General features: G+C 73.6%; 14 protein-coding genes. 7 read left to right on the top strand and 7 right to left on the bottom strand.

Going from position 1 to position 16,608, the window contains the following annotated elements; translation table 11 throughout:
* Positions 1-81: 81 nt before the first annotated feature.
* Positions 82-522: an NUDIX hydrolase gene (locus tag ACZ6ZT_RS27545; protein WP_469722674.1), complete on the top strand. Its 441-nt coding sequence runs from the start codon at positions 82-84 to the stop codon at positions 520-522.
* Between the two features lie 53 nt (positions 523-575).
* On the opposite strand, the gene ACZ6ZT_RS27540 is transcribed toward ACZ6ZT_RS27545, so the two are convergent.
* Positions 576-989 carry a VOC family protein gene (locus tag ACZ6ZT_RS27540; RefSeq protein WP_469722672.1) on the bottom strand — a complete coding sequence of 138 codons (414 nt, stop codon included), beginning with the start codon at positions 987-989 and terminating at the stop codon, positions 576-578.
* A gap of 148 nt (positions 990-1,137) precedes the next feature.
* On the opposite strand from ACZ6ZT_RS27540, the gene ACZ6ZT_RS27535 reads away from it, so the two are divergent.
* Entirely contained in the window at positions 1,138-2,166 is a 1,029-nt protein-coding gene (locus ACZ6ZT_RS27535) for a proline-rich domain-containing protein (RefSeq protein WP_469722730.1), read from the top strand.
* A gap of 28 nt (positions 2,167-2,194) precedes the next feature.
* Here the strand turns inward: ACZ6ZT_RS27535 and ACZ6ZT_RS27530 are convergent, their stop codons facing one another.
* From ACZ6ZT_RS27530 to ACZ6ZT_RS27515, 4 genes are all read right to left on the bottom strand, one after another.
* Complete coding sequence (locus tag ACZ6ZT_RS27530; RefSeq protein WP_469722671.1) at positions 2,195-3,046, bottom strand: trypsin-like serine peptidase; 852 nt, start codon at positions 3,044-3,046, stop codon at positions 2,195-2,197.
* Positions 3,047-3,346: 300 nt separating this feature from the next.
* Entirely contained in the window at positions 3,347-4,015 is a 669-nt protein-coding gene (locus ACZ6ZT_RS27525) for a response regulator (RefSeq protein WP_469722669.1), read from the bottom strand.
* Entirely contained in the window at positions 4,012-4,311 is a 300-nt protein-coding gene (locus tag ACZ6ZT_RS27520) for a sensor histidine kinase (RefSeq protein ID WP_469722668.1), read from the bottom strand. Before ACZ6ZT_RS27520 ends, ACZ6ZT_RS27525 begins: the two co-directional genes overlap by 4 nt.
* A gap of 35 nt (positions 4,312-4,346) precedes the next feature.
* Entirely contained in the window at positions 4,347-5,570 is a 1,224-nt protein-coding gene (locus tag ACZ6ZT_RS27515) for an amidohydrolase family protein (RefSeq protein ID WP_469722667.1), read from the bottom strand.
* Positions 5,571-5,725: 155 nt separating this feature from the next.
* Here ACZ6ZT_RS27515 and afsR point away from each other — a divergent pair, with 155 nt between their 5' ends.
* The 3 genes from afsR (at position 5,726) to ACZ6ZT_RS27500 (ending at position 10,253) form a co-directional block, all read left to right on the top strand.
* Positions 5,726-8,740 (top strand): SARP-family global regulator AfsR, encoded by a 3,015-nt coding sequence (gene afsR / locus ACZ6ZT_RS27510; protein ID WP_469722666.1) that lies wholly within the window; start codon positions 5,726-5,728, stop codon positions 8,738-8,740.
* 184 nt (positions 8,741-8,924) lie between these two features.
* A complete protein-coding gene (locus ACZ6ZT_RS27505) occupies positions 8,925-9,125 on the top strand; it encodes a hypothetical protein (RefSeq protein ID WP_469722665.1) in 201 nt (66 codons plus the stop codon).
* 396 nt (positions 9,126-9,521) lie between these two features.
* The gene (locus tag ACZ6ZT_RS27500; protein ID WP_469722664.1) at positions 9,522-10,253 is read left to right on the top strand and encodes a class I SAM-dependent DNA methyltransferase; all 732 of its coding nucleotides are present in this window, start codon (positions 9,522-9,524) and stop codon (positions 10,251-10,253) included.
* A 40-nt stretch (positions 10,254-10,293) separates the two neighbouring features.
* On the opposite strand, the gene ACZ6ZT_RS27495 is transcribed toward ACZ6ZT_RS27500, so the two are convergent.
* Positions 10,294-12,270 carry an exo-alpha-sialidase gene (locus ACZ6ZT_RS27495; RefSeq protein ID WP_469722662.1) on the bottom strand — a complete coding sequence of 659 codons (1,977 nt, stop codon included), beginning with the start codon at positions 12,268-12,270 and terminating at the stop codon, positions 10,294-10,296.
* A gap of 235 nt (positions 12,271-12,505) precedes the next feature.
* On the opposite strand from ACZ6ZT_RS27495, the gene ACZ6ZT_RS27490 reads away from it, so the two are divergent.
* Entirely contained in the window at positions 12,506-13,666 is a 1,161-nt protein-coding gene (locus ACZ6ZT_RS27490) for an alpha/beta hydrolase family protein (RefSeq protein ID WP_469722661.1), read from the top strand.
* Between the two features lie 23 nt (positions 13,667-13,689).
* Here the strand turns inward: ACZ6ZT_RS27490 and ACZ6ZT_RS27485 are convergent, their stop codons facing one another.
* Entirely contained in the window at positions 13,690-15,336 is a 1,647-nt protein-coding gene (locus ACZ6ZT_RS27485) for a FadD3 family acyl-CoA ligase (protein ID WP_469722660.1), read from the bottom strand.
* Positions 15,337-15,438: 102 nt separating this feature from the next.
* Here ACZ6ZT_RS27485 and ACZ6ZT_RS27480 point away from each other — a divergent pair, with 102 nt between their 5' ends.
* On the top strand, positions 15,439-16,590 hold the full coding sequence (locus ACZ6ZT_RS27480) for a lipid-transfer protein (RefSeq protein WP_469722658.1): 1,152 nt from the start codon (positions 15,439-15,441) through the stop codon (positions 16,588-16,590).
* The last annotated feature ends 18 nt before the right edge of the window (positions 16,591-16,608 follow it).

Genomic DNA, 16,608 nt, shown 5'->3' with positions numbered 1-16,608 from the left:
GCCGGTACGCCCCCGGGGCCCGCGCGGCGGGAACCTTCCGACCCCTCCCGCCGCGCGGGCCCCCGGACGTACCCTGAACTGATGAGAACTCCTCGTCAGGCAGCGCGCATTGTCGTCGTCTCCCCCAGCGGATCGGTGTTCCTCTTCCGCGAGAACAACAGTGAGGTCGGCATCCACTGGCTGCCCCCGGGCGGCGGGATCGACCCCGGCGAGAGCCCGGAGGAGTGCGTACGGCGCGAGTTGCGCGAGGAGACCGGCTGGACCGACCTGGAGCCGGAGCGGCTGCTGTGCACCTGGGAGCACGACTTCACCCACCAGGGCATACGGGTCCGCCAGCACGAGCACATCTACCTCACCACCGGCCCCCAGCGCGAGCCGCGCCTCGAAGCCCCCGGCATCCACTGGCAGTGGCTCCCCCGCCGACGCCTCGCCACCCTCGGCGAACCGCTGTGGCCGCCACGGCTGGCGGACCTGCTCGCCGAAGCCCCGTCCGAGCCGGTGCACTTGGGGCTGCTCGCCTAGGTGGGCTCCGGCGGCGCGCGAAGGGCTCCGTTCCGTCTACTGCGCGGCACGGCCTACTGGGCGCGCTGGGGCCAGGTGGGGCCCTGGTCGGTCCACACGACACCCTTGTTGCGGCAGAGGCAGAAGGGGTGACCGATGGGGTCGGTGTAGACGCGGAAACCGTAGCCTTCGGGGCCGACGCAGTCCCGCTGCAAGGTCGCGCCGAGGGTCAGGACGCGGCTCTGTTCGGCCTCGATGTCGTCGACTTCGAAGTCGAGGTGGAACTGCTTGGGGTGCTCGCCGTCGGGCCACCGCGGGGCGCGGTAGTCCTCCACCTGGATGAAGGCCAGTTCGATCTCGCCTGTCTGGATACCGGCCCAGTCCGCGTTGCTGCCCTCCTTGACCGGGAGCCCCATCACCTCGGAGTAGAAGGCTGCCAGCTTCATCGTGTCCGGGCAGTCGATGATGAAGTCGGTGAGTCGTAGCATGCCGCGATCTTGCCACACCGTCTTCTGGGTGAGCCGGACTTATAGGCGGGGCCCCGGGCGGTCCGGCGCCCGGGCTGACGGCCGGGCGCCGACGCCGCTACCCTGCGGGAAGCCCGACAGACGGCAGCACGGGGGAGAAGGCGTGAGCATGCACCCGAGTGGCGAACAGCCGAACCCGCCCGGACCGTACGGCGGTCCGCAGCCCCCGCCACCACCCGGGCCGTACGGCGTGCCCGCGCAGCCGCCGCAGCCGGGGTACGCGCCGGGACCGTACGGGGTGCCCGCGCAGCCCCCGCAGCCCGGGTACGCGCCCGGGCCGTACGGCGTGCCCGCGCAGCCGCCGCAGCCCGGATACGCGTATGCGCCCCCGTACCCGAACCCGTACGCGATGCCGGCCCCGCCGCCGGTCCCGCCACCGCCGCCGCCCACGCGCGGCCGGCTGATCGCCCGTTTCGTGTTCAACCCGCTGTACGCCGCCCAGCGCACGTTCCGCCCCACGCGTCCCGGGATCATCACCGACCCCACGGTGCACAAGCTCCAGCTGTGGCGGACCGTGCTCGGCTTCACGGCGTGGCTCGCGCTGACGTTCGCGTACTCCGCCGCCACCGACGCGGTGAAGGGCGCCGAGGCGGCGGCCCGGGACCGGCTCGACCAGAGCTGGACCAGCACCCTCATCCTGGCCTGCACGCTCCCCTTCCTGGTCGGCGCCTTCGCGGCCGCCGCCCGCGGCAGCCTGCGGCGCCTCTACCTGAAGCGGGCCCTGCGCTCCCTCGGGGTGGTACTGGCCCTGATGGCGTCGATGGCCACCTTCCCGCTGGCCGTGTCCGCCGAGAGCCAGGGGCTGCGCGACGCGGTCGGGCTGCCGGGGAAGATCGTCATGGGGCTGATGTGCCTGTGGTCGCTCGGTTTCGCGCTCTACGGCATCGGGCTGTCGCTCGTCCACGTCTTCCGCACCGCCGACGTCCACGAACTGCTGCCGCCCGCGCTCGCCACCGTCCTGGTGTGGGAGATGGCCGTGGAGGACCTGATCACCGGCTCGTACGGGCAGGTGCCGCTGGCCGCGCGGGTGGTCTTCATCCTGGGCGCGCCCGTCTCGGTCACGGCGCTGTCGTGCTGGGAGCTGTACCGGCTGCACCACCACCACGGGCTGACCCTGCGGGCGGCGCTGGGGCGGTGAGGGGGCGGGGGCGGGCGCGGGCGCGGGGTCAGCGGCCCGCGGTGGCCTTCGCGTACAGCTTGGCGGCGTAGTCGCCGAGGACCGTGCTGGTGGACACGTCGTCCGTGTCCCCGCCCGTCAGGATCCCGATGACCTTGCCGTCACGGCCTATCCACGCGCTGCCGCTGGTGCCGCCGGGGAAGTCGGCGCAGTCGAACTGCTGCTCCGTCGGGCTGAGGCGGGTGGCGACGGCCGTGCAGGTACGGGGTACCTTGCGGTCGGCCGGGTAGCCCGTCACCGTGACCTCCTCGCCCGCGCGGCCGGAGGCGTCCAGGGGCGCGCCGCCGGTGACGTCCTCGATGTTGCGGCCCTTGTCGTCGGGGGCGAGGCGGGCGAAGGCGAGGTCGTAGTCGTCGTCGGTGCCCTCGGCCCAGCGCTCGTCCTCGTAGACGTGCTCTATCTTCCACGTGCCGTACGGGGCCGCGCCGTTGGCGTACGCGGGCGCGAAGACGGCGCTCTCCGGGCCGCCCTGGTCCCCCTCCATCAGGCAGTGCCCGGCGGTGATGAGGAGGTTCTTGCCGGGGCTGCGCACGACGGTGGCCGTGCAGAAGTGATCGCCGTCCAGACTGCCGGTGAACAGGGCCCCGGTGAAGGCGGCGGGCCCGCCGGGCTTGGGGGTGGGGGCCACGGGGGTGGGGACGGGCTTCGCCAGCTGGGGCTTGGAGGCCGCTCCGCGCGCCGGCCCCGTGGGCGAACCCGACGGCGCCACCGCCGAACCGGCCCGCACGGCGGCCTCGGTCCCGTCGGGCGGCGGGACGAGCTCGGCCACCGCCGCGGAGGCCCCGAGCGCGGCCACCGCGCACAGCACCGCCGTCACCACGCCCCGCTTGTCCACCGCCATGATCCCTCCCGCTCACCCTCGCGAAGCATGCCCCGCGAGCCGGGCGGCGTGCAAGGTCATGGCCCTCAGTGGCCGGTACGGTGCACGCGGGGACGGCCAGGCGCCTCGGGTCGAGAGTGCGGTAAGCGAGGTAATGCCCGTTTCGGGCTTGGAGTGGGGTGAGGATCCCTGGTCAGCGGGGTGGGTCGGCAGGTCCAGTGCCTCGCGCAGGTCGCGGGCCCGCATCGGACGGGTGGTCCGGCACGTCGGGGCGGGGCGTCTCGACGGGCTCGGGCCGCCCACCCGCGACGGGGTCACGGCTCAGTACGCCCGGGGTCGGGTCAGGCCGTGGTCGTAGGCGAAGATCACCGCCTGGATGCGGTCGCGGGCGCCGATCTTGGACAGGACCCGGCCGACGTGGGTCTTCACCGTGGACTCCGCGAGGACGAAATGACCGGCGATCTCGCTGTTGCTCCAGCCCTTGCCGATGGCGACGAGGATCTCGCGCTCGCGGTCGGTGAGGGAGGCAAGGCGGGGGTCCTGAGCGGAGCCGTCGCCCGCGGGTGGGACGAGGCGGGCGAACTCCTGGAGAAGGCGGCGGGTGAGGGTGGGGGCGATCACGGCGTCTCCGACGGCCACCGCCCGGATGCCGGCGAGGAGTTCCTCGGGGCGGGCGTCCTTGAGGAGGAAGCCGCTGGCTCCGGCGCGCAGGGCCGCGTACACGTACTCGTCGATGTCGAAGGTGGTCAGGACGAGGACGCGGGAGCGATCGCCGGCGGCGACGATCCGGCGGGTGGCCTCGATGCCGTCCATGCCGGGCATGCGTACGTCCATGAGGACGACGTCGGGGCGCATTTCCGCGGCCCTGCGCACGGCTTCGGCTCCGTGTGCGGCCTCGCCGACCACGTTGGTCTCCGCCACGGAGTCCAGGAGCATGCGGAAGCCGTACCGCTGGAGCGGCTGGTCGTCCACGATGAGCACGGTGGTCACCGGGCACCGTCCTGGGGAGTGAGGTCGAGGTCGGCCCGTACCGTCCAGCCGACACCTGCGGGGCTCGCGTTGATCCGCCCTCCGTAGAGCGCTGCGCGTTCTCGCATGCCCACCAGGCCGTGTCCTTCCTCGTTCGCCCTGCGCGGACGGACAGCCGGGGCGGGCGGGCCGGAGTCCTGGACGGTGATGGTCAGCCGGGTGTTCTCCAGGACGATCGCCAGGTGCGCACGCGCGCCGGCTCCGGCGTGTTTCAGGGTGTTCGTCAGCGGCCCCCAACCCTCCCTGAGACCGGGCAAGGGAGCACCGCCCACCCCCGACCCCGATCACCCCCCTAAGACCCCCCCGCCCAGAGCCCCTCCCCGGTCAGCCCCAGCAGGGATATCGCGTTGCCGCGCACGATGCGGTCCACCACCTCCGGGTCCAGGTGGCCCATCTGCGATGCGCCCACCTCGCGGGACTTCGGCCAGGTGGAGTCCGAGTGGGGGTAGTCCGTTTCGTAGAGGACGTTTCCGACGCCGATCGCGTCCAGGTTCTTCAGGCCGAACGGGTCGTCGAAGAAGCAGCCGAAGACGTGCTCGGCGAAGAGTTCCGACGGCGGGCGGTGGACCTTGTCGGCCACGCCGCCCCAGGCGCGGTTCTCCTCCCAGACCACGTTCGCGCGTTCCAGGATGTACGGGATCCAGCCGATCTGGCCCTCCGCGTACATGATCCTGAGGTTCGGGAAGCGCTCGAACTTGCCGCTCATCAGCCAGTCGACCATCGAAAAGCAGCAGTTGGCGAAGGTGATGGTGGAGCCGACGGCCGGCGGGGCGTCCGCCGAGGTGGACGGCATGCGGGAGGACGAGCCGATGTGCATGGCGATGACCGTGCCGGTCTCGTCGCAGGCCTGGAGGAAGGGGTCCCACTCGTCGGTGTGGACCGAGGGCAGGCCCAGGTGCGGGGGGATCTCGGAGAAGGCGACCGCGCGCACGCCGCGGGCGGCGTTGCGGCGGACTTCGGCGGCGGCGAGCCGGGCGTCCCACAGGGGGACGAGGGTGAGGGGGATGAGGCGGCCGTGGGCCTCGGGGCCGCACCACTCCTCCACCATCCAGTCGTTGTACGCCCGTACGCCGAGCAGCCCCAGCTCGCGGTCCTTGGCCTCGGTGAAGGTCTGGCCGCAGAAGCGCGGGAAGGTGGGGAAGCAGAGGGCGGACTGGACGTGGTTGACGTCCATGTCGGCGAGCCGGTCGGGAACCGAGAAGGAGCCCGGGCGCATCTGCTCGTACGTGATGACTTCCAGTTTGATCTCGTCGCGGTCGTATCCCACGGCCGTGTCGAGACGGGTCAGCGGGCGGTGCAGGTCCTCGTACACCCACCAGTCGCCGATCGGGCCGTCGTCGCCCGGGGCTCCCATGACGGGGGCGAACTTGCCGCCCAGGAAGGTCATTTCCTTCAGGGGGGCGCGGACGATCCTGGGGCCGGTGTCGCGGTACTTGGACGGGAGCCGGTCCCGCCAGACGTGAGGGGGCTCGACCGTGTGATCGTCCACCGAGATGATCTTCGGGAAGGTCTCCATACCGTCTACCGTAGCGCTGATCTGACGAACCGTCAGCTATCTGGCGCACAGTCGCCCGCAGAACCAGGAAGGGCTCCCTCCGCCACGGGCTGACGTGTGCGGGCGAGACAGGGCAGACTGACCCTTAAACCAACGGAAGGCAGGGGGGACGCCAGATGGACGGCATACCGGCCATCCCGCACCAGCGGAACCACCCCGAGGCAGCCCGTTTCCCCGACCCCTCCCCCGCCGACAACCGCTTCGCCGTCCTCGGCCCCATCCGCGCCTGGCGCGGCGCCGAGGCGCTGCCCTCCGGCAGCCCCCAGCAGCGCGCCCTGCTCGCCGTACTGCTGCTGCGCGACGGCCGCACCGCCACCGCGCCCGAGCTGATCGACGCCATCTGGGGCGAGGACCCGCCCCCGCAGGCCCTGGCCACCATCCGTACGTACGCCTCCCGGCTCCGCAAGGTCCTCGACCCCGGCCTTCTCGTCAGCGACGCCGGCGGCTACGCCGTCCGGCTGCGCCACCAGGAGGCCCTGGACCTCGGCATCGCCCGCAGCCTCGCCGCCGACGCCGAGACGGCCCGCACCGCCGGGGACCGCGCCCTGGCCCGTACGCTGCTCGCCCGCGCGCTGGACCTGTGGGACGGCGAACCCCTCGCCGGAGTCCCGGGCCCGCACGCCGACACCGAGCGCACCCGCCTCGCCGAATGGCGCCTCCAGCTGCTGGAGACCCGCCTCGACCTCGACCTGGAGGTCGGCCACCACGCCGAGGCCGTCTCCGAGCTCACCGCCCTCACCGCCGCCCACCCCCTGCGGGAGCGGCTGCGCGAGCTGCTGATGCTGGCCCTGTACCGAAGCGGCCGCCAGGCCGAGGCCCTCGCCGTCTACGCCGACACCCGCCGCCTGCTCGCCGACGAACTCGGCGTCGACCCCCGGCCCGAACTCGCCGCCCTCCAGCAGCGCATCCTCAACGCGGACGCCGAACTGGCCCGCGCCGAAGACCCCGCCCCGGCCGCCGCCCCCACGCTCGCCAGGCCCGCCCAACTGCCCGCCACCGTGCCCGACTTCACCGGCCGCGCCCCCTTCGTCAGCGAACTCGGCGACATCCTCACCGCCGCCGACGGGCAGGTCATGGCCGTCTCCGCGCTCGCCGGGATAGGCGGCGTCGGCAAGACCACCCTCGCCGTGCACGTCGCTCACGCCGCCCGCCCGCACTTCCCCGACGGCCAGCTCTACATCGACCTCCAGGGCACCGACCCCCGCCCCGCGCTGCCCGAAGCCGTCCTCGGCTCCTTCCTGCGCGCCCTCGGCACCCCCGACAGCGCCATCCCCGACTCCGCCGCCGACCGGGCCGCGCTCTACCGCACCGTTCTCGACGGCCGCCGCGTCCTCGTCCTCCTCGACAACGCCCGCGACGCCGCCCAGGTCCGCCCGCTGCTGCCCGGCACCGCGGGCTGCGCGGCCCTCGTCACCAGCCGGGTCCGCATGTCGGGCCTCGCCGGGGCCCATCTCGTCGACCTCGACGTGATGAGCCCCGAGGAGGCCCTCCAGCTGTTCACCCGGATCGTCGGGGCCGAACGGGTCGGCGCCGAACGCCAGGCCGCCCTCGACGTCGTCGGCGCCTGCGGCTTCCTGCCGCTCGCCATCCGCATCGCCGCCTCCCGGCTCGCCGCCCGCCGCACCTGGACCGTCTCCGTACTCGCCGCCAAGCTCGCCGACGAACGCCGCCGCCTCGACGAGCTCCAGGCCGGTGACCTCGCCGTCAAAGCCACCTTCGAACTCGGCTACGGCCAGCTCGAACCCACCCAGCAGCGCGCCTTCCGCCTGCTCGGCCTCGCCGACGGCCCCGACATCTCCCTGGCCGCCGCGGCCGCCGTCCTCGGCCTGCCCGAGCACGACACCGAGGACCTGCTGGAAGCCCTGGTCGACTGCTCCCTCCTGGAGTCCGCCGCCCCCGGCCGCTACCGCTTCCACGACCTCGTACGCCTCTACGCGCGCGCCTGCGCCGACCGCGACGAGCAGCCGCCGGCCGGCCGGGAGGACGGCCCCGAGGACAGCCGGGAGGACGGCCGCGGGGACAGCCGGGAGGACGCCCTCGACCGGCTCCTGGACTTCTACCTCGCCACCGCCTCCCACGTGTACGCGCTGGAGCGCCCCGGCGACCGCCTGCCCGCCCACCTGTCCGGCACCTGCCACCCCGGCATGGTCCTGACCGAGGCCCGCGCCGCCCTCGACTGGCTGTTCGCCGAGGCCGACCCGCTGCTGGCCTGCGTACGCCAGGCCGCCGGCCGGGCGGGCGCGCTGCGCCGGGCCGTGGACCTGCTGTGGGCCGCCAAGGACCTCGCCGAATCCGGGGCGAACTCCAAGCAGTACGAGTCCGCCGCGCTGACCCTGCGCGAGGCCGCCCAGGCCGCGCGCGACCCGCGGGCGGAGGGCCGGGCCCGGATCACGCTCACCATCGTCCACCTGGTCGCGGGCCGCTTCACCGAAGCCGACGACGAGGCCCGCCAGGCCATGGACCTGGCCCGCGCGGCCGGCGACCCGCTGCCCAGCTGCTGGGCGCCCAACGACCGCGGCATCATCGCCCTCTACCAGGGCCGCCACCGCGACGGCGAGCGCTACCTGCTGGAGGCCATCGACAACTTCCGAGCCGACGCCAACTACGTCGGCGAGGCCAGCGCCCTCTGCAACCTCTCCCGGATCCACGTCGAGCTGGGCCGCCTGCCCTCCGCCATCGACCTGGCCCAGCAGGGCATCGCCATCTACGACCGGATGGGCCTGACCCTGCGCCTGGCCAACGGCCGGTACGCCCTCGGCATCGCCCTCACCCAGGCCGGACGGCTGCCCGAGGCGCTCACCCAGCTCGCGGAGGCGCTGTCGCTGTTCCACGAGAACCGCCAGCCCCTGTGGGAGGGCGTGACCCACTTCCGGCTCGCCGAAGCCCACCTCGCGGCCCGCCGGCCCACCCTGGCCGCCAAGCACGCCGAGCAGGCCATCGCGCTGCGCGGGATCGGCGGGGAGTGGCGCCGGGCGACGGTGCTGACCGTACTCGGCAAGGCGCTGCGCCGGCTCGGCCAGCCGGACCGGGCGCGGGCCTGCTGGCGGGACGCGGAGACCGTCTTCGCGCAGCTGGGCTCCGCCGAACTGGCCGAAGTCCGCGCCCTACTGGCCTCCGAACTGGCCGCCTGACCGGGGCCGCGGGCGTGGCGCGGAGCGATGGACGGGCGCGTTCATCGTTCGTTTATCGCCACGCGCGACCATAAGTGCATCGACCCGGTGTGTCGGGGGACAACCGGGCCGGCTGTGGGACCACCCGTTCGGCGGTCCACGGGGGAATCGCCGAACGGGCCCGACTCATCCATCAGGAGATCCGATGACGACGAACGAGAACAGCCTGCCGCTCGACGGTGACATCAGACCGCTCGACAACCACGCTTCGGGCGCCGACATCAATCCGCTGGATCCGCTCGACCTGCCGGCCCCGAAGAATCCGGGCGAGAAGCCGCTCGACAACCACGCCTCGGGCGAGGAGATCGTGACGCTGGACAACCACGCGTCGGGAATCCGCCCGTAGCACCGGCCCGTCAGGGCGGCGGCACGGCACGACGGCACGACGTACGGGGGATACGTACGGGGGACCTGCGGGGGTTGCGCACGGGGGACCCGCGAGCGGACGTACAGGGGGATGTACGGGGGACCGCTCGCGGGACGAACGGGGGATGCGCACGGGGGAAAACCCCGCAGGAACGTACGGGGGTACGGGGGGGTACGGGGGGACGGCGCGGGGGGGGGACCGTACGGGGGACGTACGGGAGCACCGCACGGGGGACCGTCCTGATCCGCCGCACGGGGGACCTACGGGGGATCGGTACGGGGGAAGCGGCGGCCGCGGTGGCCTGGAGGGGGACCACCGCGGTCGCCGCACATCCGTGCCCTGCCCGGCCCGGGCCGCCGGGGCTACGCTGGGCCGGTGTTCACCTCCCAGGGCCCGAGCCTGCGCGAACTGGCCGTCCAGGCCCTCACCTCCGTCGAGCGGGGCTACGACCTGCTCGCCCCGAAGTTCGACGAGACGCCCTTCCGCACCCCGGACCGGATGCTCGACGCCGTCGAGGAGGCCCTCGCCGGACGGGAGGGTTCCTTCGGCTCCGGGCTGGACCTGTGCTGCGGGACCGGCGCGGGCCTGCCGATGCTGCGCCGGCTGTGCCGGGACCGGGTGACCGGGGTCGACCTCAGCGCGGGCATGCTGGCCGAGGCCGCCCGGCGCCACCCCGACGGGGTGGACCTCGTACGGGCCGACGCGCTGGCGCTGCCGGAGCAGCTCGGGGACTCGTACGAACTGGCGGTGAGCTTCGGGGCCTTCGGGCACTTCCTGCCGGCCGAGCGGCCCGCCCTCTTCGCGGGGGTGCATCGCGCGCTGCGGCCCGGCGGGGTCTTCGCCTTCCCCGTCGGCGCCCCGATCCCGCTGTCCTCGCCGCTGTGGTGGGCGGTGGCCGGCTTCGACGCGGCGATGCGGGTGCGCAACGCCGTGTGGCGGCCCCCGTTCGTCATGTACTACCGGACCTTCCCGCTGGGCCCGGTCCGCGCGGACCTGTCGGCGGCGGGCTTCGCGGTGGAGACGGTCCCGCTGGAGCACTTCGGGTACCGGGAGGACGGCAGCCCGCGCTGGCGGCTGCTGCTGGCCCGCAAGGACGCCGCCGGCTGACCGCCAGACCGTCCGGGCCCGTGGGCCCGTGGGCCCGTGATCACCCGGCGCGGTCGAAGGACAGCCGGACCCGCTCCTGGTCGGTGAGGTCGGCGCCGTCGCGCAGCCGGGCCATGTCGTTGCCGGACAGGGCGCGCCCGTAGATCCGTACGTCGTCCAGCGCGCCCGCGTAGAAGGCCTTGTAGTCGGGCTGCGTGCCGAGGTGGATGGTGAAGGCCCCGGTGGGCCGGAAGTCGGTCCGGCCGGGACCGAGTGGCGCGGTGGCGGGCCGGCCGCCGTCCACGGACAGCTCCAGCGTGCCGCCCCTGCGCTGGAAGACCACGTGGTGCCAGGCGTCGTCGTCGGTGCGGGCCGGGGCGGTCACGGAGACGGGTCCGGGGCCGGGTCCGGCGTTGACGGTGGCCACGAGGCGGCCGGTCTCCGGGTCGGCCTCGACGCGGAACTGGCGGGCGTCGGGGCCCTGTCCGTACGCCCACACGAGGGGCTGGCGCAGGCCGCTCTCCCGGTCCTGGCCGCGGGTCTTGTACTTGACCCAGGTGGCGACGGCGAAGTCCGCATCGCCCAGGCGCAGCGAGTCCGGGCAGTCGGTCAGGCGCAGGAAGTCGTCCTTGCCGTCGAAGCGCAGGGTCTTGCCGCCGTCCGGGCGGTTGCCGGAGCGGGGTGCACCGTGGACGACGGCGTCGTTGTGGTGGGGGCTGCTGTCGGGGGTGTAGCGGGGGGTGAGGTCCTCGGCGGCGGTGCGCAGTTCGTGGGGGCCGAAGGCGGTGAACTTGATGTAGCCGTGCGGGGTGCCGTTGGCGGTCTCGTAGAGCATGCCGACGCGGCCGCCGGGGAGGACGGCCATGTCGGAGTAGCCGGCGCGTTCGCGCAGGACGACGGCGCCGTCCTTGGACCAGGTGCGGCCGCCGTCCTCGGAGGTGCGTACGGCCAGGGTCCAGCGGTCGGAGAACTCCGCGCCGGGGCGGCTGGGCGCCGACAGCAGGAGGGGGCCGCCGGCCGGCAGTTGGAGCAGGGAGCCGGAGGCGGGCGGGGCGGTGAGGCCGGTGACGGGGGTGAAGCCGGGGGCCGGGAAGGTGGGGGCTGCGGCGTCGTCGATGAGGGCGGAGACGCGGTGGTCGGCGGTGCCGCAGGTGGCGGTAGAGCGGGCGTTGACGTAGATCCGGCCCTCGGGGAGCTGGGTGAGGGCGGGCTCGTTGGGGGCGGGGGTGCCTTCGGGGGCGCCCCAGCGGGCGCCGGGCTGCCAGCTGAGGCCGCCGTCGTCGCTGTAGAGGAGCTGGGCGCCGGATTCGTTGGACTCCGTGCGGTAGTCGGCGCCGATGACGAGCCGGCCGGGGCGGTCGGGGCGGGTCGGGGTGAGCTGGATGCCGTGGCCGGGGCCGACGGAGACCCAGGCCCAGTCGGCGCCCTTGAGCTGGGGCTGCGGTTCGGGTTCGGTGCTCCAGTGGGCGCCGTCGTCGGTGCTGTGCGCGAGGCGCAGTTCGCGGGGGCCGCGGACGCGGTTGCCGGCGGCGTCGGGGGCCCAGGTGCTGTAGGCGTAGAGGAGGGAGATCCGGCCGGAGGCGGCGTCCACGACGGGGGCCGGGTTGCCGTAGGCGCCGGGGTCGCCGGCGCCGCGGATGACCTCCATGGGGCCCCAGGTGCGGCCGTCGTCGGTGGAGCGCTTCATGACGAGGTCGATGTCGCCGATGTCGTTGCAGCTCGCGGTGCGGGCCTCGGCGATGGCCAGCAGGGTGCCGTCCTTGGTGGTGGTGAGGGCGGGGATGCGGTAGCAGTCGTAGCCCTCGGTGAAGGCGCTGAACGGCGCGGACACGGCGGCCGTCAGCCCGGGCCGGCCGCCCCCGGGCCTGCCGTCACCGTCGCCGTCGCCGTCGCCGCCCGGGCCGCCGGTGCCGGTGGGGCCGTCGGGCAGCAGGGCGAGGAGCAACACCACGGCGAGGGCGGCCACGGCCCCGGCCGCCGCCGAAAGCCGGGCCCGGGCACCTCTGGGAAATCGGACAACCGGCTGATTCGAGCTCACCCGTGCAGGCTAACGCGGACGCGATCACGGTCGGCGCGCCGGGGCGGTGGGGTGGGGGTGTGGGGTGTGGGCCGGCCTCGGGTATGACACTCCGCCGATGTACGAAGGCCTGGGAAAAGTACATCCGCAGTGTGACGTCAACGCGGCCGGGCGTTCCTACCGTTGAGGTGTGAATCCAGGACCGGCTCCCCGAGCGGGCCGGGCTGGACCGCACGATGACGGATGGAGAGAGCCCGTGAAGCGACGCTCGTTCCTGGTGGGCGCGGCCGTGGCCGCCGCCCTGGCCGGGACCCTGACCACTGCCACTACGGCCACCGCCTCTCAGGGCCCCGCACCGGTACAACCAGCGGCGAGCGCCCTGGCGTTACCCGCTCCTTCGGGACACCAGCAGGTCGGCAGGACCACCGTCCACCTGACGGACGCGGACCGGGCCGATCCGTGGGTCCCCGCCGAGAGACGGGAGCTGATGGTCTCCCTCTGGTACCCGGCCGACGCCCCTTCGGGCGGATCCGCCCCGTACATGACGGCCGCGGAGTCCGAGCGGTACGTGGAGGCCAACCGGCTGGGCGTCGCGAAGGACCTGTTCAGCACGGTGGCCACGCACGCGACGGCCGACGCCCGCCCGGTACGGGTGCGCGGCGGGCTGCCGCTGGTCATCCTGTCCCCCGGCTTCGGCATGCCGCGCGCCACGCTCACGGGCCTGGCCGAGGAGCTCGCGAGCCGTGGCTACGCCGTCGCCGGGATCGGGCACAACTACGAGGCCGACGGCATCTCCTTCCCCGACGGGCACACGACGTCCTGTGTGGCGTGCGTGGAGCCGGACAAGGACAAGCTGTACGAGAAGGTCGGCGGCATACGGGCCGCGGACATCTCCTTCGTGATCGACGAGCTGACCGGGAAGCGGCAGCCGGCGGTCCCGCTGAACGGCGTGAACGTCGACGCGGGCCGGATAGCCGTCGTCGGGCACTCGGCGGGCGGTTTCAGCACGGTCCCGGCCCTCCTGAAGGACCCCCGCGTGAAGGCGGGGGTCAACATGGACGGCAACTTCCGCTACCCGGACCACGAGACGCCCGTGAACCGGCCGCTCCTGATGCTGGGCAACCCCGGTCACATACCCGGCGGCGGGGACCCGACCTGGGGCCAGACCTGGAACCAGTTCACCGGCTGGAAGCGCTGGCTGACCGTCGACGGCACCGCGCACCTCTCCTTCACCGACCTCGCGCCGCTGGCCAAGCAGCTCGGCATGCCCCTCCAGCCCCTGGACGGCGACCGCGCCGACACCATCGTCCGGCGCTACGTCACCGCCTTCGTCGACACCCACCTGCGCGGCCGGTGCGAGCCGCTGCTGGACGGTCCCTCGGCCGCCTTCTCCGAGGTGCGGTTCCAGCAGCCGTAAGGGCGGGTCCGGGTGGGCGTGGTCTAGCGGCGGGTGCGGAGTTCGGTCTTGAGGACCTTGCCGCTCGCGTTGCGCGGAAGGGCCGGGAGGAACTCCACCTCGCGGGGCACCTTGTAGTTGGCCATCTCGCGGCGGGACCAGGCGATCAGGTCGTCGGCGGTGAGGACGGAGCCGGGGCGCCGTACCGCGTACGCCTTGCCGACCTCGCCGAGGCGGGGGTCGGGGATGCCGACGACGGCGACGTCGGCGACGTCGGGGTGCAGGCCGAGGAGCTGCTCGATCTCGGCGGGGTATGCGTTGAAGCCGCCGACGATGAACATGTCCTTGATCCGGTCGGTGATGCGCAGGTTGCCGGCGCCGTCGAGGACGCCGACGTCACCGGTGCGCAGCCAGCCGTCGGGGGTGAGGGCGCGGGCGGTGCCCTCGGGGTCCTCGAAGTAGCCCCGCATCACGTGGTGTCCGCGGACCCAGACCTCTCCGGGCGTGCCGGCGGGCCGCTCGGCGCCGTCGGGGCCGGTGATCCGCAGCCGGGTGTCGGGGATGGCGCGTCCCGAGGTCTCGGAGACGACTTCGGCGGGGTCGCCGCGGCGGCACATGGTGACGATGCCGCTGGCCTCGGAGAGCCCGTACGCGGTGAGGACGGTGGCGATGTGCAGCTCGGTGCGGAGCCGTTCGACGAGCTGGAGGGGGACCACGGCGGCGCCGGTGACGACCAGGCGCAGGGCGGACAGGTCGTGGTGGGCGCGCTGGGGGTGGTCCAGGAGCGACTGGTGGAGGGTGGGCGGGCCGGGGAGTACGGAGATCCGCTCGGCGGCGATGTTGGCGAGGACGGTGTCCACGTCGAAGACGGGCTGGGGGACCATCGTGGCGCCGCGCATCAGGCAGGCGATGATCCCGGCCTTGTAACCGAAGGTGTGGAAGAAGGGGTTCACGATCAGGTAGCGGTCGTCTTCGCGCAGTCCGGCGAGCTCGCTCCACACGGCGTAGCAGCGCAGGGTCTGGGCGTGGGTGATGACGGCGCCCTTGGGGCTGCCGGTGGTGCCGGAGGTGAAGATGATGTCCGAGGGGGCGTCGGGGCGGATCGCCTCGGTGCGGGCGCGGACGGCGTCGGCGGGGACGGCGTCGCCGCCGGCGAGGAAGTCCTTCCAGGTGCGGAAGTCCTGCGGGGCGTCGTCGGTGAGGACCACCACCTGTTCCAGGTGCGGCAGGCCGGGCAGGGGTCCGGCGGTGCCGGGGCCTTCGGCGGCGGCGCGGCGCAGGGAGGCGACGTAGGAGGTGCCGAGGAAGGTGCCGGTGACGAAGAGGAGGCGGGCGCGGCTGCGCTGGAGGACGTACGCGGCCTCCGCGCCCTTGAAGCGGGTGTTGAGCGGGACGAGGACCGCCCCCGCGGAGACGGCGCCGAGGGCGGAGACGATCCACTCCAGGGTGTTGGGGGCCCAGACGGCGACCCGGTCGCCGGGCTCGATCCCGGCGGCGAGGCAGGCGGCGGCGGCCCGCTCGACGCGCTCGCCGAGCTGCGCGTAGCCGACCCGGATCCGGCCGTCGACCACGGCTTCACGGTCCCCGTACCGTCCGGCGGCCTCCCGGACGAGCGCACCGATGGTCCCCCACCGAAGGTCCCCCCGCGGATCGGAAGCGTCACCGCCCCCTGCCACCGACACTTCTTCCATCGTCCGCCCCTCCCCGCGATCCCAGTAGCTGACTAACCGTCAGATTAGCGGTAGCCTTCGCGGCTGTCAGCACTGGCGACGACCCCACTCCCGGAGGTGGCGATGGCGGCAACGCTCAAGGACGCTACGGCAATCGTCGGCATCGGCCAGACCGCCTTTGCCAAACAACTGCCCGCTTCCGAAAAGGAATTGGCGTGCCGCGCCATCCTCGCGGCGCTCGCCGACGCCGGCATCGCGCCCGCCGAGGTCGACGCGTTCGCCTCGTACACGATGGAGGAGACCGACGAGGTCGAGGTCGCCAAGGCGATAGGCGCCGGCGACGTCACCTTCTTCTCCAAGGTCGGTTACGGCGGCGGCGGCTCCTGCGCCACCGTCGGCCACCTCGCCTCCGCCGTCGCCACCGGCCAGGCCACCGTCGGCGTCGCCTGGCGCTCCCGCAAACGCGGCTCCGGCCCCCGCCCCTGGAAGAACACCGCCGTCCAGCTGCCCACCCCGGGCCAGTGGACCCGCCCCTTCGGGCTGCTGCGCCCCGCCGACGAGATCGGCATGCTGGCCCGCCGCTACATGCACGAGTACGGGGCCACCCGCGACCACCTCTTCAACGTCGCGATGGCCTGCCGCAACCGGGCCAACGAGAACCCGGCCGCGATGATGTACGAGCGCCCGCTGACCCGCGAGATGTACATGACCTCCCGCATGATCAGCGAGCCGCTCTGCCTCTTCGACAACTGCCTGGAGACGGACGGGGCCCTGGCCTGCGTGATCGTCTCCGCCGAGCGCGCCCGCGACTGCCGCCAGAAGCCGGTCTACGTGCACTCGGTCGCCCAGGGCCTGCCCGCCCAGCACCACGGCATGGTCAACTACTGGAACGACGACCCCCTCTCCGGCCCCGCCTGGACCGCCGCCCGGCACCTGTGGAAGCAGGCCGACTTCGGACCCCAGGACGTGGACGTCGCCCAGATCTACGACGCCTTCACCCCCCTGATCCCGCTCTCCCTGGAGGGCTACGGCTTCTGCGGGCGCGGCGAGGGCGCCGCCTTCACCGAGGGCGGGGCCCTGGAAATGGGCGGCCGGCTCCCGATCAACACCGGGGGCGGCGGGCTCAGCGAGGCCTACGTCCACGGCTTCAACCTGATCAACGAGGGCGTCAAGCAGCTGCGCGGCATCTCCACCGCCCAGGTGCCGGACGCCGCGACCTGCCTGGTGACGGCGGGCGAGGGCGTCCCGACGTCCGCGATCCTGCTGCGCGCCTGATCCCGCCCCCCCAGTCCC

It is taken from the genome of Streptomyces sp. NPDC102258 (assembly GCF_055584685.1).
Note: the sequence above shows the minus strand (reverse complement) of the source record. Positions and strands in the feature narration are given on the sequence as shown.

Bases quoted from the DNA above. Each gene is read 5' to 3' on its own strand.
- ACZ6ZT_RS27545 (WP_469722674.1), top strand. From the start codon at position 82: ATGAGAACTCCTCGTCAGGCAGCGCGCATTGTCGTCGTCTCCCCCAGC.
- ACZ6ZT_RS27540 (WP_469722672.1), bottom strand. From the start codon at position 989: ATGCTACGACTCACCGACTTCATCATCGACTGCCCGGACACGATGAAG.
- ACZ6ZT_RS27535 (WP_469722730.1), top strand. From the start codon at position 1,138: ATGCACCCGAGTGGCGAACAGCCGAACCCGCCCGGACCGTACGGCGGT.
- ACZ6ZT_RS27530 (WP_469722671.1), bottom strand. From the start codon at position 3,046: ATGGCGGTGGACAAGCGGGGCGTGGTGACGGCGGTGCTGTGCGCGGTG.
- ACZ6ZT_RS27515 (WP_469722667.1), bottom strand. From the start codon at position 5,570: ATGGAGACCTTCCCGAAGATCATCTCGGTGGACGATCACACGGTCGAG.
- afsR (WP_469722666.1), top strand. From the start codon at position 5,726: ATGGACGGCATACCGGCCATCCCGCACCAGCGGAACCACCCCGAGGCA.
- ACZ6ZT_RS27505 (WP_469722665.1), top strand. From the start codon at position 8,925: ATGACGACGAACGAGAACAGCCTGCCGCTCGACGGTGACATCAGACCG.
- ACZ6ZT_RS27485 (WP_469722660.1), bottom strand. From the start codon at position 15,336: ATGGAAGAAGTGTCGGTGGCAGGGGGCGGTGACGCTTCCGATCCGCGG.
- ACZ6ZT_RS27480 (WP_469722658.1), top strand. From the start codon at position 15,439: ATGGCGGCAACGCTCAAGGACGCTACGGCAATCGTCGGCATCGGCCAG.